The organism is Rhodococcus sp. NPDC003382, assembly GCF_053589135.1.
This window is the reverse complement of the sequence record NZ_JBSFRH010000001.1, coordinates 304,093-330,521: the sequence shown is the minus strand read 5'-3', so window position 1 is coordinate 330,521 and position 26,429 is coordinate 304,093. Positions and strand designations below refer to the sequence as shown.

Below are 26,429 nucleotides of genomic sequence, written 5' to 3'. Positions count from 1 at the left end.
CCGAGACGACCCTACGCGGCGCCCGCGGCGGGCAGCAGCGACAATGGGCCGGTGACTCTCCTCGTCGACACCCGCCCTCCGGTGCTGCCGTCGCCGGTGGTGCTGTTCGATCTCGACGGCACCCTCACCGATTCCGCGACCGGTGTGATCAACGGGTTCCGGCACGCGCTGGCGACCCTCGGCGTCGAGGTACCGACCGGCAATCTCGTGCGGCTGCTGGGTCCGCCGATGACCGATTCGCTGCGCGCGCTCGGTCTCGACGACGACCAGGTGGATCGGGGCACCGCCGCCTACCGCGAGTACTACGCGGCAACCGGCTGGGCGGAGAACGCCCTGTTCGACGGGGTCGAGACGATGCTGAACGCGGTGCGCGGCGCCGGGAGCCGGCTCGCGATCGCGACGTCGAAGAACGAGGTGTTCGCCGAGCGGATCCTGCGGCACTTCAGGGTGGCGGACGCGTTCGAGTTCATCGGCGGGGCCAGCCCCGACGGCAGCCGCCGCGCAAAGGACGACGTGGTCGCGCACAGTCTCGCCGCACTGGGCATCGAACCGGTCGAGGCCCACGCCGGCGGCACCGCCGGGGTCGTGATGGTCGGCGACCGCGAACACGACGTGCACGGCGCCGGCCGGTTCGGGATCCCGACGGTGTTCGTCGAGTACGGCTACGGCGCCGCCGACGAATCCGAACAAGCGCACACGGCCGTCGGCAGCGTCGCCGAACTGGGGAGGATCCTCACCGGTGAGTGCTGACGCTCTGCATGTGACGTTCGTGTGCACCGGCAACATCTGCCGGTCCCCGATGGCCGAGAAGATCTTCGCCCACCATCTGCAGAAGGAGGGGCTCGACGGACGGGTGCGGGTGAGCAGCGCCGGCACGCACGGCTGGCACATCGGCGCCGAGGCCGATCCGCGCACCAACGCGGTGCTGCAACGCCACGGCTACCCGACGGGTCACCAGGCTGCGCAGCTCGGCGCCGAGCATCTCGAAGCCGACCTCGTGGTGGCCCTGGCCACCGGGCACGACCGCGCACTCGCGCATCTGGGGGTGCCCACCGAGCGCCGTGCCCTGCTCCGCAGCTTCGATCCGGACGCCGACACCGATTCGGTACCGGACCCCTACTACGGCGGTCTGCCGGAGTTCGAGCTGGTGCGCGAGCAGATCGAGGCGGCGATTCCGGGGCTGCTCGCATGGGTGCGGGAACGGTGAGGCACAGCTCACGGGCTACCGTGGACACGTGCGACGTCTGAAGTTTCTGCTGCGCCCGAGCTGGTTCTTGCTGGCCGTGGTGGTCGTCGGCTTCGCCTACGCATGCTTCACGGTCCTCGCGCCGTGGCAGCTCGGCAAGAACACCAGCACGAGTGAACGCAACGACCGGATCGCCGAATCGCTCTCGCAGGATCCGGTTCCCGTCGGTGAGCTGGTCGGCGACGGGGAACCCGCGCAGGACGACGAGTGGCGACGGGTCACCGCGACCGGCAGCTACCTTCCGGACTCCGACGTGCTGGTCCGGTTGCGCAGCGTCGAGTCCCAGCCCGCGTACGAGGTGCTCACCCCGTTCACCCTGGACGACGGGCGCGCGGTGCTGGTCAACCGCGGCTACGTCCGTCCCGCACTCGGCACCGAGGTTCCGGCGATCGAGCCGGCCCCGACCGGGCAGGTGACCCTCGAGGCGCGCATCCGCATGTCGGAAGGCACCGTGCCCGGCAAGGAACCGTTCCGGGACGCCGGGTTCCTGCAGGTGTACTACATCGACACCCCGCAGGTCGCGGCGGCCACGGGCATCGACCTGGCCGGCGGCTACCTGCAGCTCGCCGAGGGGCAGCCCGGGGGTCTCGGCACCATCCCGCTGCCGCAGCTCGACGCCGGACCGTACCTGTCGTACGGCCTGCAGTGGCTGGCGTTCGGCATCATGGCGCCGCTGGGGCTCGGCTACGTCGTGTGGGCGGAGCTGCGCGAACGACGCAAGGAGAAGGCGCAGACCGCCGAGGTACCGGACCCGGAGACCCCGCCGGCGCCGCGCACCACAGAAGAGAAACTGGCCGACCGCTACGGCCGGTCGCGGTGAGCGCACCGCACGACAACCGCGAAACGCCCGAGGAGCATCCGATGTACGCGTCCGTCGACGACTATCTGGCCGACAAGGACCCCGCCGGCGTCGAGGGGTTCCTCCGGTTCCGGGACATGGTGCTGGCACTCGGCGCCGATGTCGACGAGCGCGTGCGCCGGTCGGATGTCGCGTGGGCCCGCGACCGGGTGTTCGCGGCGGCGTTCGTGTACTCGACGCGACTCGAGGTCGCGATCGATCTGCAGCGGCGCATCCATCACCCGCAACTGCGGGAGGCATTCCCGACGACGGACACGGTGACCACCCACCGGCTGAGCATCACCTCGCCGGACCAACTCGACGACCACGTCGCGACGCTGCTGGCCGAGGCGTACAAGACCGCCGGCACCGACGGCGACTGATCGCCGCCGGCTCCGTCCCACCCGCGGTCGGCACGGCCGCACCACCGCGTCCGGCACAATGATCAGGTGCCCGAGATCGGTTCCCGGGCCCTGTCCGGGTTCGGTGTCCGCGCCTGGCGATACGTTCGCCGCGCGCCGGGAACGTTCGTGTGGCTCGGGATCCTGCTCGTCACCTCCACGATCGCGCGGCAGCTGTCGCCGGCCGCGCTGACGGAGGTGCTCGGCGACCGGTCCACGAACCTGCATCACCTGGCCGAGGACCCGATCCGGGTGCTGATCGTCAGCGCCTTGTGGCTCGCCGGAGGCAGCTGGATCTGGTATTTCGCGCTCTACAACCTCTTCCACGTGGCGGCCGAACGGTGGCTCGGCACCGCGCGCTGGCTGGGCGTGTGCGTACTCGCCCACGTCGGAGCGACGTATCTGAGCGAGGGCCTTCTCTATCTGGCGATCCGGCACGGCGACGCTCCCGCCTCCGCCGTGAACACCCTCGATGTGGGCGTCAGTTATGCGTTGGCGGGGGTCGTCGCGGTGCTGGTGTACCGGATCCCGGCACCGTGGCGGTTTGCCTATGCCGGTGTTGTCGTGATCGTGTACGCGATCCCGTTGTTCGGGGCTCTGACATTCACCGATGTCGGGCATTTCAGCGCCGTCCTGATCGGTTTCGCGTGCTATCCGCTGACGCGGCGGCGCCGGGTTCGCTCGTGCGTGCGGTCCCCTTAGCTGCGCTCCGGCCGGCTGCGATCCGGCCGCCCGATGAAGAACGACACGGCCAGCGCGAGGAGCGAGACGACCCCGCCGTACAGGAACGCGGTGTGGATACCGGCCTGGGCGGCGTCGATCCCGGTGGCCCCCTCGGCGAGGCGGGACGTCGCCGTGTAGGTCATGACCGTGACGAACAGTGCCGTGCCGGCGGCGCCGGCCAGCTGCTGGATCGTGCTGAAGATCGCACTTCCGTGCGAGTACAGCTCGTCCGGAAGCGCCCCCAGCGACGAGGTCATCAGCGGTGTCATGACCGACGCGAGTCCACCCATCAGCAGCGAGTGGATCAGCACGACCATCGGCAGTGGTGACTCGGTGTCGAGCATCGCCATCAGCCACAGCGCCGCGGCGACGACGGCTGCGCCCGAGATGACGAGCACGCGCGGGCCGGTGCGGTCGTAGATCCGGCCGACGAACGGCGACAGCACGCCCATGACGAGGCCACCGGGCAGCAACAGCAGACCCGTGGTGAGGATGTCGATGCCGCGGACGTTCTGCAGGTAGAGCGGCAGCAGGATCAGGGCGCCGAACAGCGCCATCATGCTGATCACGAGCATGCCGAGACCGAGGCTGAACGCCGGCGTCGAGAACGGGCGCAGGTCGAGCAGGGCGCGGCCGTCGGATTGCCGGGAGATCTGCCGCAGCACGAACACGGCCAGCGCGACGACGCCGACGGCGAGCGGCACCCACGCCGGGACCTGCGAGTCCTCCGCGGAGTGGCCGATGCTGCTCAGCCCGTACACGATGCCGCCGAACGCGAGTGCCGACAACACGACCGAGATCACGTCGAGCGGCGCCTTGCCGGTGGTGGTGACATTCTTGACCAGGACCGATCCGACGACGAACGCGACGAGCGAGATCGGCAGGACGATCCAGAACATCCAGCGCCAGTCGAACGCGTCGAGGACGATGCCGGAAATGGTGGGGCCGATCGCGGGTGCGACCGCGATGACGATGGAGATGATGCCCATCATGCGTCCGCGCCGGGCGGCCGGCACGACACGCAGCACGGTGGTCATCAGCAGCGGCAGCATGATGGCCGTGCCCACCGCCTGGGTGATCCGGCCCGCCAGCAGCAGCCCGAATCCGGGCGCGGACGCCGCGAACAGCGTGCCCAGGCTGAACACACCCATCGAGGCCATGAACATCGGCCGCAGCGGGAAGCGCTGGAACAGATAGCCGGTGGTCGGGATGACGACGGCCATCGTCAGCAGGAACCCGGTGGTGAGCCACTGGGCGGTGCTCGCGGAGATGTCGAGGTCCACCATGAGCCGCGGCAGGGCGACGCTCATGATCGTCTCGTTGAGGATCATCACGAACGTCGCGACGACCAGCACACCGATCAGCAGTCCGCTTCCGGGTGCCATCCTTTCCTCGGCGTCGGCGTCCAGGTGCTCTTGCGCCTGTGATGTCTGCATGTCGAGGAACTTTCTGGATGGTTGGTCGACCGCCACTGTCGCCGCCGATTCGGAAGGTGCCAGTCTCCTGCCGTTCGGAGACGGCCGTCAAATCGTTTTCGAATCCGACGGGCGCGCAGCGTCTTCGTGGGTGGTCGAGCAGTTCGAAGGCGGTACGGGCAATTCGGCATGAGTTGTCGCCCAGCCGACCGCACAATGTAGCGATGACGCACCGGCGTACGGCGACGTCCCTGTTCGGTGTGATGCCCGGACTCGAGGCCGTTGCAACCTACCGCAGGAACTGGCTCGCGAAGGACATCGTCGCCGGCATCGTGCTGTCGACTCTGCTCGTCCCGCAGGGCATGGCGTACGCCGAACTGGCCGGGCTGCCCCCGATCACCGGCCTCTACACGAGCATCCTGTGCCTGCTCGGGTACGCGGTGTTCGGCCCGTCCCGCATTCTCGTGCTCGGCCCGGATTCGTCGCTGGGCCCGATGATCGCGGCGACCATCCTGCCGCTCGTCGCGGCCGGAGGCGACCCGGCGCGGGCGGTCGCGCTCGCGTCGATGCTCGCGATCATGGTGGGTGTCGTCATGATCCTCGCGTCGATCGCCAAGCTCGGTTTCATCGCCGACCTGATCTCGAAGCCCACCATGATCGGCTACATGAACGGCCTGGCCCTGACCATTCTGGTCGGCCAGTTGCCGAAGCTGTTCGGGTTCTCGGTGGACTCGGAGAACTTCTTCGGGGACGTCACCGGATTCGTGCGGGGTGTGGCGAACGGGGAGACCAACGGAGCGGCGGTCGCGGTGGGGATCGGCGGGATCGCCCTGATCCTCGCGATGCAGCGGTGGGTTCCGAAGATCCCGGCGGTGCTGGTGATGGTGGTGTTGGCGATCGCGGCGGCCTCGGCATTCGGGCTGGCCGACCGCGGCGTGTCGCTCGTCGGGGAACTGCCGCAGGGTTTCCCGCCGCTGACGATTCCGCACGTGGAAGTGGACGACCTGGCGTTGCTGTTCGCCGGTGCGGTGGGGATCGCGCTGGTGTCGCTGACCGACACGATCTCCACCGCGTCGTCGTTCGCGGCGCGCACCGGACAGGAGATCCGCGGCAACCAGGAGATGATCGGGATCGGTGCCGCGAACGTGGCCGCCGGGCTGTTCCAGGGCTTCCCGGTGAGTACGAGCGGTTCCCGGACCGCGGTCGCCGAACGTTCGGGGTCGAAGACGCAGCTCACCGGCGTCACCGGTGCGGTGCTGATCCTCGTGATGATCGTGTTGCTGCCCGGCCTGTTCCGCAATCTCCCCCAGCCGGCGTTGGCCGCGATCGTCATCACCGCCTCGTTGTCGCTCGCCGACATTCCCGGGACCGTCCGGTTGTGGCATCAGCGCCGGACCGAGTTCACCTTGTCGATCGTCGCGTTTCTGGGTGTCGCGATTCTGGGCGTGCTGCCGGGCATCGCGGTCGCGGTGCTGCTGTCGGTCTTCAACATCTTCCGGCGGGCATGGTGGCCGTATCAGACGGTCCTAGGCCGCGTGCCCGGCCTCGAGGGATTCCACGACGTCACCGTGCATCCCGGCGCCCGGCACCTCTCCGGCCTCGAGATCTACCGGTTCGACGCGCCCCTGTTCTTCGCCAACGTCAAGACGTTCCGCGACAACGTGCGACGCCTGGCCCGCAGCGACCCGAAACCGCGGTGGATCCTCATCGCCGCCGAACCGATCACGGACGTCGACACCACCGCGGCGGACGTGCTGTTCGAACTCGATCGGGAGCTCGACGCCCAGGGCACGTCACTGGTGTTCGCCGAGCTCAAGCACCCGGTCCGGATGAAGATCGACCGCTACGGCCTGGCCGAGGCCATCGAACCGGCGCACTTCTTCGGCACGGTCGAGGAGGCTGTCGCCGCCTACATCGAGCGCACCGGGGTCAACTGGACCACCGACTCCTGATCCGATTGTCGTGTCCCCGCCCGAAACGGACCCGTCGATGCGAGGATGCGAATTCGGACACGAAGCGAAGGGAGTCGATGCCGGTGCCGGCTACCACGGTGAAATCCGCACGCAAGAATCTGAAAAGCCTGGTCCGCGAGGTCAACCGTGACACGGTCGCAGTCGAGATCGTGGGTGACCAGGGCAATGCGGTGCTGATCTCGCTGGCCCGGTACACCGCGTTGCGGGAGGCGACGTTCCTGCTGCGCTCCCCCGAACTCATGGACAGCCTGCGCCGGGAGGCCGCCCGGTCGCTGTCCCCGCCGGCGCCGGGTGACGACTCCGCGGACTCCGAGCCCGCGGCGTCCGCGGAAGCGGCGGTGTCGACACCACCGCCCGAGCCGAAATCCCGCACCCGGAAGAAGAACAAGAGGAAGAAGAAGCGGGCGCACCGTCGCTGACGGGACTCGCGGATGAGCGCGGGCCGCGGCATCCTGCACTCCGAACGCAACGACCACAGCCGCGCGGACGGATCGTCGGTCACCGAACCCGTCCACGTGATCCAGATGTGGATTCCGCCGGACGAACCCGGCATCGAGCCGAGCTACCAGGAACTGCCCATCGATGCCGAACTCGACGCGGGCGCACTCGTCGTCGTCGCGTCCGGCCTGCCCCGCCACCGCAACGACGCCGCCATCGGATTGCACAACAGGTACGCCGGACGGCACGCCGCCCGATTGCAGCCGGGGCAGACGGTGACGATCCCCGACGCGCCGTTCGGACACCTGTTCGTCGCACGCGGCACCGTCGACGTCGAAGGCTCGGGACCACGCGAGCACGGAGATGCGCTGCGGCTGACCGGATCCGGCGGCCCGCGGGTCACTGCGGTCACCGACGCCGAGATCCTGATCTGGGAGATGCACGCGAGCTTCGATCGCCGGTAGCCCACCCCTGCCGCCGCTATCGCGAGTCCGCTTTCGGGTGTTCCCGGAACAGAACCTCGGAGAGCGGTCGGCGCGGCGTCGGGGTCTCCGGACCGGGTGGCGTGCGGACGCCGGCCCTGATCAGCACCTGGGGGACGCCGTCCCCGGTCAGCCCCCGGAGGAACGCCCGCGAATCCTCGGACTCGGTCAGGTGGGTGACCGTGCAGGTCGCCAGTCCGCGGTCGGTGCAGGCGAGGAGCACAGCCGACAGGGCCTCGCCGCACCGCAGCCAGTCGAGCCGCCGGTCCGTGGCGGTGGAGAGCAGCAGGATCGCCGCGTGGTCCTGTTCGCCGGAGGTCTCGCTCGTCGCGCGACCGGGCGGGAACTCCCGCTCGACCGCCACCGCGCTCCCGGCGGCCGGCAGGGTGTCGGCGGGAACGCCCTCGGGGAACATCGCGTGCCCGGTCCACCAGTTCAGTTCCGACAGGTAGGCGGGGTCGGCGCGCTTCTCCCCGCTGATTCGGCGGGACACGTCGTCGAGGGCGGCTCTTTCGTCCTCGCCGATCACGTCGAGGTGCACACCGGCGTCCTCGGCGAGTTCCTGCAGGAGCGTGACGGCGGAGGGCCACTCCGGCGGTGCGGCCATCGGCAACCGCTCGGTGCGTCGAAGGGCGATCGCCGCCGCCAGGCGGGCCCCGGTGTCGGACGATTCTGCGTCGGACGATTCGTCCAGCCGACGGAACCGCAGTGCCGCGAGGCACTGCCGGTCCGGCGAGCGCGGCATCCGCTCGATCGCCGAGGACCACCGCTGCGCGGCGAGCGCGGTCCGCAGGTGGTCCAACGCAGTCCCACACGAAAGCACCATCTGACGACCGGAGGGGTCCGTGGCCGGCAGGATGCGGTCGTTGTCGCTGTAGAGCGTCAGCGCGTGCGCGCCGAGAACCCACCGCCAGGGCTGACTGTTGTGGAGCGACGGTGCGCGGCAGGCCAGCGCGACCGCGGACTCGAGGGTGCGACGGTCCGGCATCGACTCCGCCGGTGTCCCCTCTGCTGGTGTCCCCATTGCGTTCTCGGGTTCTCTCGTCGGCTCCGTGAAGTGCAGTCACTCACGTCAATACGCGTCGGCTGCGATGGTGCGCAACGTCGCGCGCATGATGTGCCCGACGAACGGCCGGATGATCCACCAGTAGCGCATCATCTTCTTCCGCGAATCCGGATCGGTGGTCTGCGTCCGGCATTCGTAGCAGACGACGCTGCGCCCCGGCCCGTTCGCTCGAACCGAGAAGTGACATCCGATCTTCCCCCAGCCGGGCTCGTCGAACCCGCGGAAACGGTCGAGCGGAACATCACGCCATTCGATGTCGGGCTTCCAGAACTTGCCGACCGCACCGAAGGCGATCTCTCGATCGGGTACCTCCCCGAGTACCAGCCAGCCCGGCAGACCACTCGACGCCGGATCGGCGAACAGTCGCAGTGCGGGCAGTTCCGGAGACGGTTTGCCGGACAGGCGTGCCGGCAGGCCACGCACGAAGAACGCCGCGGTCAGCAAAGGTGTTCGCACGGTGAGGAAGTCGAGATCGTGCGCAGCGCGGAAGACGGCGGGAACCTCCGCATCCACCACCAGTTGTTCGGTGAGGGCGACGTCGTACACCGGCAGGTGAGTATCGAGCAGATCCGCCGGGGCGGTGCCGGTCACGACGTCACGCTCCGGCTCCGCGGGCGCGGTCGAGCAGGATCCGCTGTTCGGCCTGCGCCACCGTCCGCCTGGTCTGCGGCGCCGCGTCGGGCGTCACCGACACCGAGGTGATGCCGCGCCGGACCAGGTGCTCGGCGAGTGCGGTGCTCGTCGACACGGCCTGGCCGCACAGCGAGGTGGTCAGCCCCGCCGCCGAAGCCCGCTCGATGATGTGGTCGATCGCGTCGAGGACGGCCGGATCCATGGTGTCGAACAGGTCGCGGCACACCTCCGAGTCGCGATCCACGCCGAGCATCAGCTGGGTCAGGTCGTTGGTGCCGATCGACACCCCGTCGATGCCGAGCTTCGCGTATTCGGGCAGCCAGTACACCACCGACGGCACCTCGGCCATGATCCAGCGCAGCATCCGGCGATCCGAGCCGAGCGGATGCGCATCGAGCTGCGCCAGGCACTCCTTCAGCTCCCACCGGGTGCGCACGAACGGAATCATCAGGTGCACGTTGGGATGCTGTTCCCGAACCCGGTGCAGCACATCGAGATCCAATGAGAACAGCTCCGGATCGCGGACGTAGCGGAAGCAGCCGCGATAGCCGATCATCGGGTTTTCCTCGTCCGGCTCGATCTCGCCGCCCTCGAGATCCGCGAATTCGTTGCTGCGCAAGTCGATCGCCCGGTACACGACCGGCCGCGGCGCGAACGCCGCCGCGATCCGAGCGACCCCCTCGGACATCTTCGCCACGTACTCGTCGCGCCGCCCCTGCCCGATCAAGCGCGCCGGATGCTCCCCCGCGAGGGCCTCGGTGATCATGAACTCGGCCCGCAGCAATCCGACCCCGTCGACGTCGGTGGCAGCGACCGCCTCCGCGGCATCCGGCGTCGCGAGATTGACGTACACCGAGGTCGCGGTGACGGTCGGCGCGGCACCCATGGCCGTCGGGACCGCCGGCGCCGCCGCGGCCGGACGGGTCTCGGGTTGGACCTTCCCGTCGAACACTGCGCCCGCATCGCCGTCGACGGTGATCAGCTGCCCGTCGCGCAGGTCCGTGGTCGCGGTGCGGGCCCCGACCACCACCGGTTTGCCGAGTTCCCGCCCGACGATCGCGGCATGGCAGGTGATGCCGCCACCGTCGGTGACGATGCCGCCCGCGCGGCGCAGGATGGGCAGCCAGTCCGGCCGGGTCATGGGTGCGACGATGATCTCGCCGTCGGTCAGGCGTTTGCCGTCGACCAGTTCGTGGAGCACCCGCACCCGCCCGGTGGCCACGCCGGGGCCGGCACCGAGGCCGGTCAACAACGGTGTCGCGTCACCGTTTCCGGACGGCCCACCGGACGAGGACGTGTCGAGCGTGGTGATCGGGCGAGTCTGCACGATCCACAATTCGTTGTCCGCGAACGCGAACTCGAGATCCTGCGGGGAACCGTAGTGCTGCTCAACACCGGCGGCGAGACGCGCGACCCGCTCGAGTTGGTCCTCGTCGAGCACGCGGGTGCCGCGGGCCGGATCGACCGCGACCCGGCTGTCGCCGGTGTCGGTCGAGGCGATCCGGAACTCCTGATGCCCGAGGTGGACGTCGAGCACCTCGAAGCTGTCCTTGGCGACGACGTAGGTGTCCGGCTCGACCTGCCCGCCGACGACGACCTCGCCGAGGCCGAGCGCCGCCTCGATCACGATGCGATCGCGTTCGCCGGTGCGGGGGTCGGCGGTGAATGCCACCCCGGACGACTCGGATTTGACCATCACCTGCACGACGACGGCGATGGACGGCTCGTCGGCCACCCCGCGCAGCCCGCGGTAGGTGCGAGCCCGCTCGGACCACAACGACGCCCAGCACGCCTGCACTGCGCGCACCAGCGCGTCGGCGCCGATGATGTTGGTGTAGGACTCGTGGATGCCGGCGAACGAGGTGTCTGCCGCGTCCTCGGCAGGCGCCGACGATCGCACGGCCACCGGCATGTTCGTTCCGAGGGCCTCGTACGACGAGACGATATCCGCGCGCATCTCGTCCGGGATCGTCGACTCGGTCACCAGCGCGGCGAGTTCGGCGGAGGTGCGGATGAGCGTGGCGTCGTCGATGTCGGGGGGCGGGACCGCCTCGGCCGCCAGCCTTTCGCGCACACCGGCCGCCTGCATCGCGTCGAGGTAGGCGTCGGTGGTGACGGCGAACGCGGCGGGAACCGGAAAACCCGCCCGCGTGAGCTCGCCCAGGTTGGCGGATTTTCCGCCGACGGTGGGCGCGTCGTCCGCGCTCACCGATTCGATCGGTCGTACCCAGACCTTGTGTTCACCCATCGGTGGCTCCCTGTGCTCCCCGCGAACGGTGTTCCCCGCGAACGGCTCACCCCCTGTGCACGGTAAACCGAATTGGCGCGCCACAGGGCCCGGATCGGAGATCTGCTGCTCAGAAGGCCGGTGTTGCGCGAAGTATCCACTCTTCGGGCTTCTCCGGTGCCATGATCAGAACACCAGGGGTAGAGCTCGTTCGTCCGGGAGGCGCTGTGCAGTCGGAACAGGAGACCGGCCCCCTGCCCCTGATCGACCTGCGCCATCACGCCGCCGTCGTCGTCGACGTGGGCGTGTTGAAAGACGGCCGGTCCGTCGACTCGACGGTTGCGCTGCTGCACCGGTTGCGCGATCTCGGCGTCGACGTCGCGGTGTTCTCGTCCACCGGGGACGCCCGGTCGGTGCTCGACACAGCAGGAGTCGACACAGCGGCCGGCGACACAGCAGGAGACGACAATTCGCTTCCGATCGTGGCCACCGACACCACCCCCTCGGAGGTCGCCGCCCGGCTCCGGTCACCGCTCACGGCGACCGTGGTGATCACCGCCGACGAGGACATCGCGGCCGCGGCGCAGCGCGCCGGGTTCGCCCTGGTGATCCGGAATCCGGGCGAGATCGACATCCGGGCGGGCGACCACCGGCTCTCGGAGATACCCGATGCACTGACCTCCCGGCACGAACTGGCGACGCTGCTGCGGGTGCGCACACCGGTGCTGTTCCTCGACTTCGACGGCACGCTGGCGGACCTCGAGCCGGACCCCGCAGCGGCGGTGCTCACCGACGGCACCGCCGAGGTTCTCCGCCGGCTCGCGTACGCATGCCCGGTCGTCGTGGTCAGCGGGCGCGACCTGCCGGACCTGCAGGCGCGGGTCGGGATACCGGGTATCTGGTATGTGGGCAGCCACGGATTCGAAGTCGCCGGACCGGCGGGCGGACACTACGAGCATTCGGAGCCTCCGGCCGCCGGATCGGCCCTCGACCGGGTGTCCGGGCTGCTCGAAGAGCGTCTGCGCACCGTGCCGGGCGTGGTGATCGAACGGAAACGATTCTCGGTCGCCGTGCACCATCGCGCCGTGCCTGCCGACCGCGTCGACGAGGTCGCGGCCGTCGTGCACGAGATCGCGGGTGCCGAGGATTCTCTCCGGATCATCGGCGGCCGGAAGGTGCTCGAGGTTCTTCCCATCGCGGACTGGGGCAAGGGTGAGGCTCTGCGATGGGTGCTCGGGCGTGTCACCGGCGCGGAAGGGCTGCTGCCGCTGTACATCGGCGACGATCCCTCGGACGAGGACGCGTTCGACGCGTTGTCTCCCGAGGGGATCGGGATCGTGGTCCGCAGCGAGGAGCCCGGTAATCGCCGGTCGGCCGCGCGGTTCGCCGTGAACGATCCGGTGCAGGTTCGCGAATTGCTCCAGCGCCTGGCCGATCTGGTCGACCGCGACCCCGCGAGCCCGTCCCGCGCGGGTGGATGGATGCTGTACTACGACGATTACGATCCGCCGAGCGAAAAGCTGCGCGAGGCACTGTGCACGGTGGGCAACGGATTCTTCGCCACCCGTGGGTGCTCACCGGAATCCGTGGCCGGACGGTGGCACTACCCCGGCACCTACATCGCGGGTCTGTACAACCGGCTGCACGACGACTGCGCGGGTACGGCGATCACGAACGAAAGCCTGGTGAACGCCCCGAACTGGCTGCCGATGACCTTCCGCATCGACGGCGGGCCCTGGTTCGACATCGACTCCGTCGAACTGATGGACTACCGCCAGTACCTGAATCTGCGCCGCGCCGTTCTCACCCGTCGGGTGCGGTACCGCGACCCGCAGGGCCGGACGACGACCGTGATCCAGCGCCGGTTCGTCGCGATGCACCTGCCCCACGTGGGGGCGCTGCAGACCACGATCGTGGCCCACGACTGGAGCGGCAGCGTGGAGTTCCGCACGGCGATCGACGGCGCGGTCCGCAACACGCTCGTCGAGCGGTATCGCGATCTGGCCAGTGACCACCTCGAACTCGTCGAGGCGCGGGAGGCGGCACACGACTCGGTGGTTCTGACGGTGCAGACGAACCAGTCGCGCATCCCGGTCTCGGTGGCGGCCCGGACCACCGTCTGGTCCGACGGGAACCGCAACACCTGCAGCTACCGATTCTTCGACGAGGACGGCAGCGTCGGCCATCATCTCACCGTCGATGTGGAGGCAGGCTCCTCGGTCACGGCGGAGAAGGCGGTGACCGTGTTCACCGGCCGAGACCACGCGGTCTCCGGCCCCGCCGAGGCGGCAACCCGGCTGCTCGAGGGGCTCGGGCGATTCGACGAGATCCTGGACGGCCACGTCCTGGCGTGGGAACACCTGTGGGACCGGGTCGGCATCGACCTCGCCGGTCACGAGGAAGCGTCCCGGATCGTGCGTTTCCACCTGCTGCACCTGCTGCAGACCGTCTCGCGCAACACCGCCGACCTCGACGTAGGGGTTCCGGCGCGCGGACTCCACGGAGAGGCCTACCGCGGCCACATCTTCTGGGACGAGGTGTTCGTCTTCCCGGTGCTGAACCTGCGCGAACCGGCCCTGACCCGGTCGCTGCTGCAGTACCGATACCGTCGCCTCCCCGAGGCGCGCCGCGCCGCGACCGCCGCCGGATACCGGGGCGCGATGTTCCCGTGGCAGTCCGGCAGCGACGGCCGCGAGGAGAGCCAGCAACTGCACCTGAACCCGGATTCCGGAAGATGGCTGCCCGATCCGAGTTGGCGCCAGTACCACATCGGCATCGCCATCGCCTACAACGTGTGGCAGTACTACCAGGTCACCGGGGACGTGGAGTTCCTCGGCGATTTCGGAGCGGAGATGCTGGTGGAGATCGCGCGGTTCTTCGCCAGTCTGGCGTCGTACGACCGGGCGAAGTCCCGCTACGTGATCCGCGGGGCGATGGGACCGGACGAGTTCCATTCCGGCTACCCCGACGCGCCGTACTCGGGCATCGACAACAACGCGTACACCAACGTCATGGCCGTCTGGGTGATCCGGCGGGCCATCGAGGCGCTCGCCGCCATCCCCCAGCACAATCGCGCCGAACTCGTCGATCGTCTCCACCTGGACGCCCAGGAGATGACGCTGTGGTCGGATCTCGGGCACCGCATGTTCGTGCCGTTCCACGACGAGGTCATCAGCCAGTTCGAAGGCTACGGCGAACTGGCCGAACTCGACTGGGACCGGTACCGCGCGAAGTACCCGGACATCCGGCGCCTCGACCGGATCCTCGAAGCGGAAGGCGACGACGTCAACCGCTACCAGGCGTCGAAACAGGCCGACGTCGTGATGCTGTTCTATCTCCTCTCCGCCGACGAACTACGGGAACTGTTCGAACAACTCGGGTATCGCCTCGAATCCGAAACCATCCACCGAACGATCGACTACTACCTGGCCCGGACCTCCCACGGTTCGACGCTGAGCGCCGTGGTGCATTCGTGGGTGCTCGCCCGTAGCCACCGCGAGCGGGCGTTGGAGTACTTCGAGCAGGTCCTCGCCTCCGACATCACCGACATCCAGGGCGGGACGACGTCGGAAGGCATCCACCTCGCGGCCATGGCCGGCAGCATCGACCTGCTGCAGCGGTGCTTCACCGGACTCGAAGTCCGCGGCGACCGTCTCGTCCTCGGTCCGCAATGGCCGGATACCCTGGGCGCCCTCGAGTTTCCGATCTACTACCGCGGCCGCAAGCTGTGGTTGACGGTCAGCGGACGCACGGTCGAAGTCGCTGCCGAGCCCGGGAATCAGGAATCGATCGAGATCATGTGCCGCGATACGGTCGTCACCCTGCAGCCCGGGTGCACCGTCACCCTGAGCTGAGCCGCGGACCCTCCACCCCGTCGGGACCTCATCCGCACCTGCCGACCACGCCACCGTCTCGCCACCCTGGATCATCGAGGAGGTTTCCGGACGTGAAAGCCAGAGGTCGGGATAGGCTTCTCGGGTGCGTGCGTCGTGGCCGTTGATCGGCCGCTCGGAGCAGATGCGAACCATCGAGGCCGTCATCGAGGCGTCGGATGTTTCCGGGATCGTCGTCCACGGTGGGGCCGGTGTGGGCAAGAGTCGGCTCGCCCGCGAAGCCTTGTCGGCTGCTGAGTCGAAGGGTTGCATCAGCCGTCTGGTGGTCGGCACGTCTTCGGGGCGGGCAATTCCGCTGGGCGCAGTCACGGCGTGGGCGCAGTCGGGCGTCACCGACACCGTTCAGTTGCTCCGGGGGGTCATCGAAGCGCTGACCGCCACATCGTTCGGCGCCACGGTGGTAGTGGCCGTCGACGATGTGCAACTTCTCGACGATCTGTCGACATTCGTGATACATCAGATCGTGCACCGCGGTGCAGCGAAAGTATTGCTCACCGTTCTCGACGGTGAACCGATTCCTGCCGCGGCACAGGACATATGGAAGGTCGGCCGGTTCGACCACCTCGACCTGCAGCCGCTGACACTCGACGAGACCGGCACGCTGCTGTCGGCTGCCCTCGACGGATCGGTGGATCCGGATGCGGTCCGACGGCTGTGGAACCTTACTCGTGGCAACGTTCTGTATCTACGTAACATCGTCGAGCAGGAGGTCGCCGACCACCGAATTGTGCAGCAACACGGATGCTGGCGGTGGATCGGCGAACCGACCATGCCGTCGGGCCTGATCCAGCTGATCGAAACCCGGATCGGCACCCTTCCCGCGAAGGTTGGCGACGTGATCGACGCGCTGGCTGTCGGGGAGCCGATCGAACTGGCGGCCCTGAACCGGATCGCCGACCCAGCGGCGGTCGAGGAGGCCGACACCCGCGGTCTCATCACACTCGAACCCGTCGGTGGTGGTATGGCGGTACGGGTGGCGCACCCGCTTTACGCCGAGGTACGGCGCAGGCGCACGGCACCCACTCGGCTTCGACGGCTACGCGGACTGGTCGCCGCAGAACTCGCCGAATCCGATGACCGGGACGACATGCGAGTGGTTGTGCGCCGCGGCACATTGAGCCTCGACTCCGACGTCGCATCGGACGCCGAACTGCTCGTCAGGGCCGCCCGGGGCGCTGTCTGGTTGGGAGACCTGCCCCTCGCCGATCGACTCGCGGAGGCAGCGATTCGTGCCGGGGCCGGACCGGAACCCGCCTTCGTCCGGGCGCATGCACTTTCCTGGTCGGGTCGCGGCGAGGAAGCCGATTCCGTACTCACCGCAATTCACACCGGCCGGTTGACGGACAGCGAGAAGGCCAGATTCGCATTCCTGCGGGCGAGCAACCTTCTGTGGACGCTCGGCGACCCGGCGCGCGCGAAGCAAGTCATCGACGATGCGTCGTGCACGACACCACCGCAGGCCCGCCACTTCATCGACGCGTTCCTCACGGTGTACCGGTTTGCGATGGACCAGCCGGACAGGGCAATGCAAGCTGCGGAGAGGCTGGCGCCGGACGACCTGCCTCCGGTCGTCGGCGCCGAGGTTGCCTGGGTGCTTGCTTCCATATATGCCGACGCCGGGCGCACCGGCGACGCCGTGGCGGTCGCAGAGGACGGCTACGACGTTGCGGCTCGCTCTTTCGACGCTCCGCATATGCGATTCAACATCGCCGACGCACACGTCAGCGCCTTGCTGCTATCCGGCCGAGTGAGCGAAGCCGTCGAGGTGGCCGAGCGGGTACGCAGACAAGCGGCCGATCTTCCGGGGGCGGCTCATCTACTCGGCGCTGCGATCGCGGCGAGGGCAGCCCTCGGGGCGGGTCACCTCGACACCGCATGTTCGACGCTGGACCCGACAGCCGTATCGTTGTCCGCCTCGGGCCATGCCATCGGCTGGGGGTACCGCTATCGGGTCCCGCTCGCAACTGCACTCGCGATGCGCGGTTCGTCGAGCGAGGCGCTCACCGCGCTCGACAAACTACGACGTTCCTTTCGGACTCTGGACTACGAGCGCAGCCTTGCCCGGGCGTGGGCAACCGCATGCCAGGGCGCCGTCAGCGAGGCGATCACCGTCTTGTTGTCGGCGGCCGAAACTGCGGCAGCCAAAGGACAATTCGGGGCCGAAGTGATCTGTCTGCAGACGGCCGTCCAGTTCGGGGACCACACCGGGGCACCCCGATTGCACAGACTGGAGTCGATCGTCGAGGGTCCACGTGTCGGTCTGGCAGCCCGGTTCGCGTCCGCCCTCCGGCGCGGCGACGGTGCTGAATTGGAGTCGGTGTCAACGGACTTCGAGCACATGGGCGATATGGTTGCCGCTGTCGATGCGGCCGCCCATGCCGCCCTCGCGTACCGCATCCAAGAACGACGTGGATCGGCCTTGGGATGCTCGGCGCGCGCAGATGCCCTCGCCGAACAATGTGGCGGCGCCGATACCCCGGCCCTCCGTCTGGCCACCACGTCGTTGCCGCTGACCGATCGCGAACGAGAGATCGTGATGCTGATCGGTGAGGGATTGTCGAATCGAGCAATCGCCGGTCGACTGACCCTCTCCGTACGCACTGTCGAGAGCCACATCTACCGGGCCATGACGAAGACCGGAACCACCAGCCGCGACGAACTCGCCGCCCTGTTGCCGCGCCGAAGGGCGCGAACCAAGTGAACACCGCCCCCTGAGGGTGGAGAGTACGGCGCCGCCGGTCGAGTAGTGCCCCGCCCGGACCACGTGAAATTGCAGTGGCTCGCTACTGCGCTCTGTCCAGCGCTCGGGAGTGACGATCGATCACAGCGTGGGAGACAGGAGGCGCACAATGTCTGAATTCGTGGCCGCATCCGCCGATCCGTCGGCTCTGGCGTTCCCACATACGAATCCGATCGGCAGGATGATCGGCGCTCTGCGCGCAATCTTCGTGAGTTCGTCCACGGATGCACGGCCCGCACGGCGTCACTATCCACCGCTGCTGACCGACGCAGAAGAGCACTCCGCCATGGCACGCGAGATGTATCGGCTGTGACCGCAGCATGTATCCGCCACAGCCAGTGCTGTGAGGGGACCGTCGGGGAGACGGTCGAGGTGCTGCGGGCCGGCAGAGTCGGGCCTACATCGCCCGGGCCCACGCGAGGTGTCCTTCGAAGCCGAGTGATTCCGCGAGCGCGCGATACCGGCCGACCAGGTCTCGGTAGGCGTCGTCGCCCTGGGCCCGGGCCAGCAGTGCACGCAGCCGCAATTGGGTGATCTCGCGGATCGCCCAGCGTTCTGTTGCCGGCACCTTCGACAACCGGGCGATCGCGGCTCGGGCTTCGGCCAGGTCGTCCTCGGTGCCTCGCTCGAGCAACGTCTCCACCAGAACGCCGGTGCCGACGAGGCCGACGAAGGGCCGTCCTGCCTCGAACATCTCGTTCACAGTTCGGCGCAGCACCGGTATCGCAGCATCGCGGTCACCGCGCCCGGCACTCTCACCGGCCGCCAGGATCTCGACGAGCGGGGCCATTTGACGAGCAACCTGCCTGCGCCGCCATACGTCACGGGCCTGCATCATCGCCTCCAGCCCCCGGCGGCGGTCGCTCGCGGTGTCCCGGCTCAGCAGCCCGACACCCAGCGCGAACTCGGCCAGGCTCACGACGTCGTTGCCATCGCTTTCGCCGGTCTGCACCGCCTCTTCGATCACGCGCATCACGGTGTCGTCGGCCCGCAACACCCCGAAGAGGAACGCGAAGCCGTAGGTCCACATGACGACAACGCAATGAGCTGTCGGAGTGCTGTGTCGGGCCATCGCGACGGCGTCGTCCAGGTCTTGACGCCACCCGGGAAGACCCAGCCACCACCGAGCAGTGCCACGGAATGCCACCGCGACCGCGAGTGGTGATCCGAAGCCGAAGCCGGCGCCCATGGCGGGCTCGCCGGCGGCCAGGTCGATGACGGTTTGCGACCAACGCAAGATCTTGCCGAATTCGCCGGCCTCCAACCAGTTGGCGAACGCGACGGTCGCCAATCCCACAGTCGCGGTGGGATCGCCGATCGATTCGAGCAACTCCGTCTGTTCGGATACCAGCCGCGAGCCCTCTCGCACCCGCCCGGCGTACAAAAGCTCGACTGCCGGCGCGCTCATGCCGATGGCCAGCGAGAGCTTGTCCCCGGACGCCTCGCACAGCTCCCGCAGCTCCGCGAAGCGGTCGCGAGATTCCTGGAGTGCGGGGCTGTAAGTGTCGGTGGCGCACAGCATGGTGCGGGGGGCGGTGCGCATCGACAATCGGCCGGGGTCGTCGCCGGGCAGAGCGTCGGCGACTTTTCGGGCACGTTCCCAACTGAACCGTGCAGCGAAGACATCGCGGGTCGTCGCCCAATCGGCGGCCCGCATGTGCCAGCCATACGCGGCGTGCAGTTCGCCTGCTGCGTCGAGGTGTTCGGCGATCAACCCGGCATTCTGGTCGGCCGAGTCCGGGTTGCCCGACTCGATCGCGGTGGCCAGGAGCCGGTGCCATCGGGCGCGGTCGGACTTGAGCTGTGATTCGTAGGCCACCGACCGGATCAGCGGGTGGCGGAAGGCGTATTCGGCATCGGGGCTGAAACGCACCTGGTCGATCAGCTCCGCGCCCAGCAACTCGTCGGGCAGCGCATCGATGCCCAGCGCGGCCAGCAGCCCGGCGTCGAAGCGGGCGCCGATCACCGACGCTGCGCTTATCGTCTGCTTCGCCTGCGGGCTCAGCCGGTCGAGACGTGCCTCGATGGCGGCCTGCACCGTGGCGGGCACCGAGACATCGGCGACATCGGCGACATCGGCGCCACACACATAGCTGCCGCGCCGGCCGACCAGCACGCCGCGCTCGGCCAACTCGCGCACCATTTCCTCGGCGAAAAACGGGTTCCCGGCGGCTCGCTCGGCGATGAGGGTCCCGACCGGCGCGATTGAGCCGTCGGTTCCCAGAAGCTCGTTCAGGAGCTCCATGGTCTCCGAATCACTCAGCGGGGCAAGCGCTATCGTCCGAACGCCGGGCACCTGCGTCAACGCTCCCCGATATTCGGGGCGGGCGGTGATCAGCACCACCGACAGGGTTTGCGGGATGATTTCGAGCAAGTCGGCCAGCATGGATTCACTCACCTCGTCGATCCACTGGGCATCCTCGACGACGAACAGCACCGGTTCGGTACGGGCCAGCGACACGGCGTTGATCAGCGTGATCACCCGCCGACGCCGCGCCTCCGGGTCGAATCGGGGCAGCGACACCTCGGGGTCGGCGATGCCGAGTAGATCATCGAGCAGCAGCAGATCCTGCTGGTCGCCGTCGGGCACTCGTTCCCTCACCCGCGCGCGGGCCAGGGGCGCGTCCAGGTCGGCAACGCCGAGACCTTCACGCAGCATGGCGGTCACCGCATGGAACGGAATGTCACGGGCGTGGGATTCGCAGAACGTCCATATCACCTCGACCCCCCGAGCGGCCGCGATCGCGGTCGCCTCCCGCGCCATCCGCGACTTGCCGATGCCCGGCGCTCCCACCACATTCACCACACCACCCCGGCCACCGATGGCGCGGTCCACGATCTCCTCGACCGCCGCCATCTCCCGGCACCGACCGACCAGGCCGGCCTCCGCGCGTCCGACCAGGGCCCGCCGCGGGCCGATCCCCACCAGCCGGCGCACCGGCACAGGTTCGGTCTTCCCCTTGATCGACATCAGCTCGATGTCTCCCAGCACCGCGGCCTGCTCGACCAGCCGCGCGGTCGCCTCCGAGAGCATCACCCCGCCCGGCGGCGCCACCGATTCCATGCGTTGAGCCATCCCCACCTGCTCACCTATCGCCGCATACCCCAACGCGCCCGAGCCGATCTCGCCGGCAATCACTCGACCGGAGTTCAGCCCGACCCTCAGCTGCAGGTCCACCTCATCGCGACGCAGCACCTCCGAGGCCAACCGGTTCGCTTCCTCCTGGATGGCGAGCGCCGCAAGGCATGCCCGAAAGGCGTGATCCTCCAACGCAACCGGAGCGCCGAAGGTCGCCATCACGCCGTCTCCGGTGAACTCCACGGTCCCGCCGTAGCGGCGCACCACCGCTGCCGAGCGCTCCACCAGATCGGTGATGATCTCGCGCAACCGCTCCATATCCAACGAGGCGGCGATGCCCATCGACCGCACCACATCGGCGAACAGCACCGTCACCTGCTTGTACTCCGCAGGTGTCGTGGCAGTCACAACTGCCGCACCGCACTCGCTGCAGAATTTCGAACTGGTCGGCAGTTCGGCGCCGCACGATCCACACGACAGTTCCGCTGCCATCCAGCACCACCGATCCGAGAATCCGGACCCCCACGTCCAAGAATAGGACGTCCACCAGTGACGAATAGCCTGTCTCGGTCCGCCGACCGGACGGTAGCGAGCGTCCCGTCGGAAGCCCGAGCGAAAGCGAGTGTGGGCAAAATGTGGGCACAGCGTGCATCGGCCGGCAATCAAGAAAGCCCTGACCAGGACTTTCACCGCCAATTACATGGTGGGCGCGGAGGGTTTCGAAACCACTCGTGCCCCAGCGGTTCTCGCAGGTAGGTGAGTCGCACCCGGGGTGGCCTGGGAACTCGATATGTCCTCATATGACGGCAACCATCCGGTTCCATCGGTTTCCCCCTCTCCGACTGTCCGGAATCTGTCCGATTCCCGACCTACCCTGCGAGGGCCTTGGATTCGATCGACTGGAGGGGATGACGTGAAGATGGTTCGGGTGTCCCGCGACGACGCAGCACTCATCTATGCGCTCGGCGCCGCGGCACTGTGCCTGTCCTACTCGGCGCTCGCGGACATCGCGGCGCGGTCCGGGCTCGGCGACTGGCAGGCCGCGGTGTGGCCGCTCGTCGTCGACGGGCTGATCATCGCGGCGACGCGGGCAGCGGTGACGCTCGACGCGGGACCGGCGCGGCGGTACGCCTGGTTCCTGCTGTGGGCGGCAGTCGGGGTATCGATCGCCGGGAACGTCGCACACCTGCTGCTGCCGCCAGGGCCGGTGCATCCCGGGGTTGCCGCAGCCGTCGCGGTCGTTCCGCCAGTCGCGGCGCTCGCGTTGACGCACCTGGCGATCGTACGCGCCAGGGCACTCGCCGGTGCTGCGATATCCGATGACAAGAATCGGCCGGAAAATATTATTGCCGAGCCGATAGACAGTGATGACGCACCCGCGTCGCCCGCATCAGCGCAGCTCACAGTCGTGCCAGCGGCCGAACCCGCGCCCATCAACGGCCACGATGACGCACCGGTCGATGAGCGTGACGCACTGCGTCATCGCGCGCGCCAGCTCCACGAGGCAGGGTTGAGCAACTATGCGATCGCCGATGAGATCGGTCGCTCGGAGGCGACAGTGCGTCGCTGGCTCGCGATGAGTGTCGCGTAAGGTCGCGAGCGAACGCCCCCGGCTCCTACGGGGGCGTTCGTCACGTAACGCGACGACTTGACCGCAACACTGCCTCCGATCCTGCAGTTTCACACGCGATCATGCGATGATTCAGACTCATGTCTGAAGGGGTGCGATGACGACTGCGACAGTTGGTGTGTGCGAAGACGATGAGTGGTTTCAGCTGTTCCGTGGCCGCACCGAGTGGCAACGGGTGAGGAACTTCCTCGACGAACTTCGCGACGTTGTCCGGGAAGATCCCGCATTGTGGGCAGAACTCAGGGACCTGATGGAGCGGGCAGCCAGAGAAGGCTTGCCATACGACAAAGGCCCCGACGGTCGAGGCTTCAAGTGGCCGATGCGTCGCGCAGCCAACCAGCTAGGCCACCTGAAGATGGACGAGGGAAACGAACAGCACCGACTCTACTTCGGCGCGCCAGCGGAAAAAGCGACCGTTCTCCTCGCCTTGCTGTACGGACCGAAGCGACGCGACGACCCTGACTGGAAAGCTGCGCAGAACGATCACATTGACGAGGCAGACCGTCGATATGGTGACTGGCGCGACAGTCTACGTGCTGAGTTGCCGTAGATGTGACACAGATCCCCAGTTGCGGTTAACCTCAACCCATGGGCATGTTCGAGGAGCTGGAAGCTGAGTTAGGCATCGATGTGTCCAGCACGTTCGCGGTTCTCTCCGCGGAGCTGGTGCGCGCCGATCGCGACATGATCGAGATCCTCATATCCTTGCGAATCGCCAAGGACCTCACGCAGGACGACATTGCGAAGACTCTCGGCCGAAACAAGTCAGCCGTTTCGAACTTCGAACGTCTGGGTGCGGACCCGCATCTGTCGACTATTCGTCGATACGCGGCGGCTGTCGGTGCGCGTGTGCGGCACATCGTCGAGGATGCCTCTGGCGAGCGAGTCATTCATGATGGTAAGTGGATCGAGGTGGCCACTAAACCCTCCGTCGTGCCGCGCTCGAGTGCGTTTGTTGAATCCGGCGCAAAACGGCGGGTTCGGCACATTGACGCAACATTTATGGCCCCGCATCTAAACGGGATCACCGTCGTAGCACCCCCGCGGCACATCGTGATCGAGGGATACATCGTGGAGGACACCGAACATGCCTGACCAGCTAGCACAGCTCGCCGTTGCAGACATGGAAGACTGGGTTGGCGCCGTCGCTATGCGATTCTATGAGCTGTCGGCTCAGAGAATCGAATCCGATGATGACCAGCTCGATCCCGACACCGACAGCACGGATGACGACGACACGACCGTGCACGTCGAGGTCAAAGCGGATCTGCAGGCCGAAGACACGGGAAGCCGGTTCGCGGTCCGCTTGAAGATCGAGGTAGTCCGACAAGACTCAATCATCAGGGTCGACTGCGCAGCGCAATTCACCTGGAAAGACGGCAAACGTCCCGCCGAACTCGGACCATTTATTGAGGATCAGATCAACGACGTCGGCACGCTGTTTGTTCAGGAAGTCGGTCTGCCTTACCTGGTCTCCTATATTCGGCCGGCGATCGACCAACAAGCACGGACGATGGAGCTCCCCGTGCTAACGCTGCCCATCGACTATTTCCGCGGCGCAAGGATCGAACTTGGCGAACGGGTCGCGAAAGCGGCAGAAGCAAGCGTCTAACCGGTTGCGTCGTGCACCTGCTTACAACCACTTCACGCCGGGCCGCGGCGGGCCGATGTGCGGCGGCCGGACGATCGTGACGCCGCACCTCCGACACTCGTAGGTTCGGTGTCCGCCGGCACCGGTTGTGCAGTCGCATGGCACCCATCCGACAAGCACCCGGTGCGCACCGAGCGGGTGCCCGTTCGGGCAGGTGCGCGGGCTGCGCTCGACGGACTGCATGCCGATACATTCGCACAGATGTTCGACGCTCGGTAGAGTTTGATCCGCGGGCCGGTGGAGCTCCGAGCTCGGGAAGCGCCGGCCCGCATCCAGCATCTCGGCGCGCTTGAGTATTCCCATCGCGCGAAGCAAATACCGCACCCGTTGCTGCCGCTCATCCATACCGGATTGGACGAGATCGCGGGCCAGGCGGTTCTATCCGAACGGCCCGGGATGCCCTATAGAGCCCTCACGGCATGCGGCGGCATGGGGTGAAAACGGGAGTTTCGTTAGGCAAAAGCAATTTCCCGACCCCCTCAGCGATGTGATTGACTCCACACTATCGCCGCCCATCCCCTGCGCGGCGATTCAGACCCCGTCGGCGCCCCCCGCATCCGTCGACGGGGTCTTTCTTCCCCGAAGATCTACCGCAGATGCGGGCTGCCCTGCCATGATTGGACATGGGTCCAGTACCTCCCGGGCAGTGACAGGGGCATGCCTGGGCGGCACATGGACCCTCCCCTCACCCCCCGCCACGCCAGCGACCGCCGAGTGGTCGAGGAACACATCGCTGACAAACCGACCAGTGAGGTTTCATTGCGGCAGGAGCCGAATGACCCCGAAGCGGCGACTCCGCGACGAACCCCTATTCGGTGACACGAACTCACGGCGCGGCGACCCGGTAGTCGCCGTTGCGCTCAGGGTCACGATCATCCTGGTAGTCCTGCTGGCCCTGGGCGGATAACGCGCCCTCCCCTCACCAGCGGGGCCGCAGCTGCGCAAGTGATGAGCGCTTCGCTGGCTGGCGATGAGAGTCGCGTAGGTCGCGAGCGAACGCTCCGGCCTCCTACGGGCGTTCGCAATTCGATGCTCCAGCCAGCTGCAGGATTCTGCCGAATCATCACCGAACCCGCACCGCACAAGATAGCCGTGACCTGCGGTAACACTGTAACGAACCAACCATTACGTACGAAATGCGACTCGGTCAAACCTCGCAGAATGGAAAGTCGCATGAACCCTCCCCCCGGCTGGCATCCCGATCCCGCCGACGCCACCCAGTTGCGCTTCTGGGACGGACAGCAATGGACCGGCGTCACCCGACCCCTTCCGGAGAATCCGCTGCCATCGAACCCGGTGGCAGTCACGCCGCACGTGGCTCCGCTGGCAGGGGATCCGCAAGCACCCAAGAAGAAGCCGAAGTGGCCCTGGATCGTCGGTGCAGTCGTCGTGGTGTTCGTTGTCATTGGACTCGTTGGCGGCGGCAATGACAGCTCATCCTCGACTCGCAGCGCCTCTGGTGGGACCACGACCACGAGCAGTGCGGCGCCAAGAACGCAGACTCCGGAGGAGGCAGAAGCCGAACGCCAGGCGGCTGAAGCTGCCGCTGCCGCTCGGCGGCAGGAGCAAGAGGCTGCGGCAGCCGCCGCTCGTGCAGAAGAGGAAGCGCGCAGAAATCCCGCGTCTTACGAGACGCTGACCGACCGTGACTTCGCCTTAATCGCGAAGAACCCCTCCGCTGCGACAGGCCGAAGGATTGTCCTGTACGGCAACATCTTCCAGTTCGATTCCATCACCGGAACCGACAAGTTTCTCGCCAACACATCCCCCGCGTGGCAGGACAGCAAGTACTCCTACGACCAGAACACGCTGGTAGTCGCCTACGATCCAGCCATTCTCGCCAACGTCGTCGAGGGCGACATCGTCAAGATGTACGTCGAGGTCGCCGGCACCTACTCATATGACACCCAGATAGGTGGTTCCACCGTGGTCCCGAAGGTAGGCCTGCGGATGATTGAGGTTGTCGGCTAGCCGCTGCTTAACCGCCGAAAGCG

20 protein-coding genes and 1 pseudogene are annotated in these 26,429 nt (G+C 67.5%); 16 read left to right on the top strand and 5 right to left on the bottom strand.

Going from position 1 to position 26,429, the window contains the following annotated elements:
- The first annotated feature begins 51 nt into the window (after positions 1-51).
- The 5 genes from ACWDUD_RS01745 to ACWDUD_RS01725 all read left to right on the top strand — a co-directional run bounded on the left by ACWDUD_RS01745 (position 52) and on the right by ACWDUD_RS01725 (position 3,187).
- A complete protein-coding gene (locus ACWDUD_RS01745; protein WP_450108126.1) occupies positions 52-750 on the top strand; it encodes an HAD hydrolase-like protein in 699 nt (232 codons plus the stop codon).
- Positions 740-1,207, top strand: a complete 468-nt coding sequence (locus ACWDUD_RS01740; protein WP_197250978.1) for a low molecular weight protein-tyrosine-phosphatase — start codon at positions 740-742, stop codon at positions 1,205-1,207. Before ACWDUD_RS01745 ends, ACWDUD_RS01740 begins: the two co-directional genes overlap by 11 nt.
- Positions 1,208-1,235: 28 nt before the next feature.
- Positions 1,236-2,066: an SURF1 family cytochrome oxidase biogenesis protein gene (locus ACWDUD_RS01735; RefSeq protein ID WP_197250977.1), complete on the top strand. Its 831-nt coding sequence runs from the start codon at positions 1,236-1,238 to the stop codon at positions 2,064-2,066.
- A 41-nt stretch (positions 2,067-2,107) separates the two neighbouring features.
- A complete protein-coding gene (locus ACWDUD_RS01730) occupies positions 2,108-2,467 on the top strand; it encodes a DUF5655 domain-containing protein (protein WP_197251015.1) in 360 nt (119 codons plus the stop codon).
- Positions 2,468-2,533: 66 nt separating this feature from the next.
- Complete coding sequence (locus ACWDUD_RS01725; protein WP_248675312.1) at positions 2,534-3,187, top strand: rhomboid-like protein; 654 nt, start codon at positions 2,534-2,536, stop codon at positions 3,185-3,187.
- On the opposite strand, the gene ACWDUD_RS01720 is transcribed toward ACWDUD_RS01725, so the two are convergent.
- A complete protein-coding gene (locus tag ACWDUD_RS01720; RefSeq protein WP_197250976.1) occupies positions 3,184-4,644 on the bottom strand; it encodes a DHA2 family efflux MFS transporter permease subunit in 1,461 nt (486 codons plus the stop codon). The two genes, ACWDUD_RS01725 and ACWDUD_RS01720, sit on opposite strands and share 4 nt — an antisense overlap.
- Before the next feature lie 203 nt (positions 4,645-4,847).
- Between ACWDUD_RS01720 and ACWDUD_RS01715 the strand changes: the two genes are divergently transcribed.
- The 3 genes and pseudogenes from ACWDUD_RS01715 to ACWDUD_RS01705 form a co-directional block, all read left to right on the top strand.
- On the top strand, positions 4,848-6,575 hold the full coding sequence (locus ACWDUD_RS01715) for a SulP family inorganic anion transporter (RefSeq protein WP_231610065.1): 1,728 nt from the start codon (positions 4,848-4,850) through the stop codon (positions 6,573-6,575).
- A gap of 83 nt (positions 6,576-6,658) precedes the next feature.
- Positions 6,659-7,015, top strand: coding sequence for a type II toxin-antitoxin system Phd/YefM family antitoxin (locus ACWDUD_RS01710; RefSeq protein WP_248675314.1), 357 nt, complete (start codon positions 6,659-6,661; stop codon positions 7,013-7,015).
- 9 nt (positions 7,016-7,024) lie between these two features.
- Positions 7,025-7,498, top strand: a pseudogene (locus ACWDUD_RS01705) (pirin family protein); the annotation flags it as partial.
- A gap of 16 nt (positions 7,499-7,514) precedes the next feature.
- On the opposite strand, the gene ACWDUD_RS01700 reads toward ACWDUD_RS01705, so the two are convergent.
- The 3 genes from ACWDUD_RS01700 to ppsA form a co-directional block, all read right to left on the bottom strand.
- On the bottom strand, positions 7,515-8,504 hold the full coding sequence (locus ACWDUD_RS01700) for an Acg family FMN-binding oxidoreductase (protein WP_248675315.1): 990 nt from the start codon (positions 8,502-8,504) through the stop codon (positions 7,515-7,517).
- 84 nt (positions 8,505-8,588) lie between these two features.
- Positions 8,589-9,173: a hypothetical protein gene (locus tag ACWDUD_RS01695; protein WP_248675316.1), complete on the bottom strand. Its 585-nt coding sequence runs from the start codon at positions 9,171-9,173 to the stop codon at positions 8,589-8,591.
- 4 nt (positions 9,174-9,177) lie between these two features.
- Positions 9,178-11,463: a phosphoenolpyruvate synthase gene (gene ppsA, locus ACWDUD_RS01690; RefSeq protein WP_450108125.1), complete on the bottom strand. Its 2,286-nt coding sequence runs from the start codon at positions 11,461-11,463 to the stop codon at positions 9,178-9,180.
- Positions 11,464-11,669: 206 nt separating this feature from the next.
- Between ppsA and otsB the strand changes: the two genes are divergently transcribed.
- The 3 genes from otsB to ACWDUD_RS01675 all read left to right on the top strand — a co-directional run bounded on the left by otsB (position 11,670) and on the right by ACWDUD_RS01675 (position 18,388).
- Entirely contained in the window at positions 11,670-15,296 is a 3,627-nt protein-coding gene (gene otsB, locus ACWDUD_RS01685) for a trehalose-phosphatase (RefSeq protein WP_450108124.1), read from the top strand.
- Between the two features lie 124 nt (positions 15,297-15,420).
- Entirely contained in the window at positions 15,421-18,036 is a 2,616-nt protein-coding gene (locus ACWDUD_RS01680) for a helix-turn-helix transcriptional regulator (protein ID WP_368862569.1), read from the top strand.
- Between the two features lie 148 nt (positions 18,037-18,184).
- Entirely contained in the window at positions 18,185-18,388 is a 204-nt protein-coding gene (locus ACWDUD_RS01675; RefSeq protein WP_197250970.1) for a hypothetical protein, read from the top strand.
- 84 nt (positions 18,389-18,472) lie between these two features.
- On the opposite strand, the gene ACWDUD_RS01670 is transcribed toward ACWDUD_RS01675, so the two are convergent.
- Complete coding sequence (locus ACWDUD_RS01670) at positions 18,473-21,646, bottom strand: AAA family ATPase (RefSeq protein WP_450108150.1); 3,174 nt, start codon at positions 21,644-21,646, stop codon at positions 18,473-18,475.
- Between the two features lie 427 nt (positions 21,647-22,073).
- Here ACWDUD_RS01670 and ACWDUD_RS01665 point away from each other — a divergent pair, with 427 nt between their 5' ends.
- From ACWDUD_RS01665 to ACWDUD_RS01645, 5 genes are all read left to right on the top strand, one after another.
- The gene (locus ACWDUD_RS01665; protein ID WP_450108149.1) at positions 22,074-22,745 is read left to right on the top strand and encodes a DUF2637 domain-containing protein; all 672 of its coding nucleotides are present in this window, start codon (positions 22,074-22,076) and stop codon (positions 22,743-22,745) included.
- 136 nt (positions 22,746-22,881) lie between these two features.
- Positions 22,882-23,334 (top strand): hypothetical protein, encoded by a 453-nt coding sequence (locus ACWDUD_RS01660; RefSeq protein ID WP_450108123.1) that lies wholly within the window; start codon positions 22,882-22,884, stop codon positions 23,332-23,334.
- 38 nt (positions 23,335-23,372) lie between these two features.
- Positions 23,373-23,879 carry a helix-turn-helix domain-containing protein gene (locus tag ACWDUD_RS01655; protein WP_450108122.1) on the top strand — a complete coding sequence of 169 codons (507 nt, stop codon included), beginning with the start codon at positions 23,373-23,375 and terminating at the stop codon, positions 23,877-23,879.
- Positions 23,872-24,396, top strand: coding sequence for a hypothetical protein (locus ACWDUD_RS01650; protein ID WP_450108121.1), 525 nt, complete (start codon positions 23,872-23,874; stop codon positions 24,394-24,396). Before ACWDUD_RS01655 ends, ACWDUD_RS01650 begins: the two co-directional genes overlap by 8 nt.
- A gap of 1,212 nt (positions 24,397-25,608) precedes the next feature.
- Positions 25,609-26,406, top strand: coding sequence for a DUF2510 domain-containing protein (locus tag ACWDUD_RS01645; protein ID WP_450108120.1), 798 nt, complete (start codon positions 25,609-25,611; stop codon positions 26,404-26,406).
- Positions 26,407-26,429 lie beyond the last annotated feature (23 nt).